Here is a 2,586-nt window from a genome sequence, read left to right on the forward strand (position 1 = left end):
GAAACATACAACTCACCCGCCACACCCACCGGCACCAAACGCAAACCAGCGTCCAGCACATACACTCGCGTATTCCACACCGGCCCACCGATCGGAGTGTCCGCACCACGGACCTCGCCGTGCAGGCTGTCCCCGCTGGCCTCGGACGAACCGTAGAGATTGAGCAGTGTGGCGTCGGGGAACATCTCGGCAAACCGGGCCGCCACCGCGCTGGTCAACGGCTCGCCGCTGCTGATCCACAGCCGACAGCTGGTGAGCCGCTCGGGTCGGCCGTAGTCCAGGATCGACGACAGTTGGCTGGGGACCACGGTGAGGCGTGTGATGTGATAGCTCTCTACCAACGCGACCAGATCGGGCACCTGCCTGGCCGCGGCCCGGTCTGCGAGTACGACGAGACCTCCGTAGCACAAAGGTCCCAGCAACTCGGTACAACCGTCGATGAAACTGAGCGAACTCTTAGCGCAGGACGGTTCGCCCGGTAGCCACGGACAACAGTCCTGGAACCACGCCAGCCTGTTCGTCAGTCCGCGGTGCAGACCGACGACCCCCTTGGGCGTGCCGGTGGATCCTGAGGTGTAAATGACGTAGGCCGGACTGGACATCGACGGACGGGATGCCGCGCCGGGATTTTCCGCGGAGTATCCGGGGAGTTGTTTCTCGTCGTCCAGTACCAGTTGCCGACAGGGAAAGTCACGGGCCGTCTCGCTCGTGGTGATCACCAGTGCCGGCCGGGCATCGTTCACCATGAACTCGATGCGATCGGCCGGATAGTCCGGGTCGATCGGAAGATACGCGGCGCCGGCCTTGAGTAGGGCTAGCAGGCTGACAACCATTTCGATGGAACGGGGCACCGCCAGCGCGACCACCGCGTCCCGTTCCACTCCCCTCGCTAGCAGAAGGTGAGCCAGCCTGTTTGCCCGCGCGTTCAGCTCCCCGTAGGACACTTCGACACCCTCGAACACCAACGCCGTGGCGTCGGGGGTCCTCTCCGCTAGGCCCTCGAACAGCTGCGGAACCGTGGTGGGTTCCAGTGCGACGGCGGTGTCGTTCCATTTCATCAGCAGTCGTTCGCGCTCGTTGGCATCCAGCACGTCGACGGTATCCACCCGCTGATCCGGATCGGCGGCCACTGTCTCCAGCACCCGCCGAAGCTGTGCCACGAAACCCTCGACCGTTGCCCGGTCGAAGATGTCCGTCCGGAACTCCACCGCTCCCACCAACCCGGCCGGAGCCAGGCGCGTGTCGTCGTGTTCCTCGAAGTAGAAGGAGAGATCGAACTTCGCGGTCGCCGTCCGGATGGGTTCGAGCGAGACGTTCAGTCCGGGCAGATGCAGTTCGCCCGACACGTTGTTCTGCCAGGCGATCATCACCTGCGCGAGCGGCTGATGCGCCATCGACCGGACCGGGTTGATGGCCTCCACCAGTCGTTCGAAAGGCACGTCCTGATGAGCGTAGGCGTCCAGGCTACGCTCGCGGACCTGTTCGATCAGCTTTCGCAGCGTCGGGGAACCGGAGGTGTCGGTGCGCAGGATGAGCGTATTGGCGAAGAACCCGACCAGATCCTCCACCGCCTCGTCGGTCCGGCCAGCGATGACCACCCCTACCGGAATGTCCTCCCCACCACCGAGCCTGGACAGCAGCACCACCAACGCGGCATTCACCACCATGAACAGGCTCGCCCCGCACTCGCGGGCGACGTCCTGCAGCCGGGCGTGCAGTCTCGCATCCCAGTCGAAGGTCACCACGTCGCCCGCGTAGGAGGGCACCGCCGGATACGAGCGGTCAGTGGGCAACTCGATCCGCTCGGGCAACCCGGCCAGTGCCTGAGTCCAGTACCTGACCTGCGAGGCCATCTCAGTGTCGGGATCCTTGCCTTCGCCCAGCAGTTCCCGCTGCCACAGCGCGTAGTCCGCGTACTGCACAGGAAGCCCCGGCCATTCCGGGAAACGTCCCGCGCTTCGCGCGGTATACGCGGTGCTCAGATCGCGCCACAGCGGTGCCATGGACCAACCGTCACCCGCGATGTGGTGTACCACCAGCACCAGGAGGTACTCGCCACTGTCTTCTCCACTGCGCTGCGGGTCGTCTCGCACCTGGAACAGTTCGGCTCGAAAAGGGATGTCAACAATGAGATCGAAGACATGCTGCGCCGCCCTGGCAAGGACATTCTCCAGGTCGTGATCGGCCACGGTGGTGACCGCCAGTTCTGGGCGGACCTGATCGATGTCGAGCACCAGTTGCCGAGGCACACCATCGATCTCGGGGAACACCGTGCGCAAAGCCTCGTGCCTGCCGAGGACATCGCCCAAGGCAGCCGTCAGGGCCGCCACGTCCACATCACCGGTTATTCGCACCGCCAGCGGAATGTTGTAGGTGGCACTGGGGCCCTCGAGCCGATGCAGGAACCACAAACGACTCTGTGCGAACGACAACGGGATTGCCTCCGGGCGATCCGCCCGCGTCAACTTGGGCCTCGCCTCGGCCGGGCCGGCTTCCATTGTCTGTGCCAGGGCGGCCACCGTCGGCGCGTCGAACAGCGTTCGCACTCTCAATTCCACACCGAACAGCTTACGAATTTTCGAGACC

Annotated in this window: 1 protein-coding gene; it reads right to left on the reverse strand. The window is 64.5% G+C overall.

Annotated features, from left to right (window positions below):
* Window positions 1–2,558, reverse strand: a 2,558-nt coding sequence (locus ABZT03_RS43735) for a condensation domain-containing protein (RefSeq protein WP_356049824.1), incomplete at its 3' end; no start/stop codon positions are given.
* Between the last annotated feature and the right edge of the window lie 28 nt (window positions 2,559–2,586).

The organism is Streptomyces sp. NPDC005574 (genome assembly GCF_040605435.1).
Classification (GTDB): Bacteria; Actinomycetota; Actinomycetes; order Streptomycetales; family Streptomycetaceae; genus Streptomyces.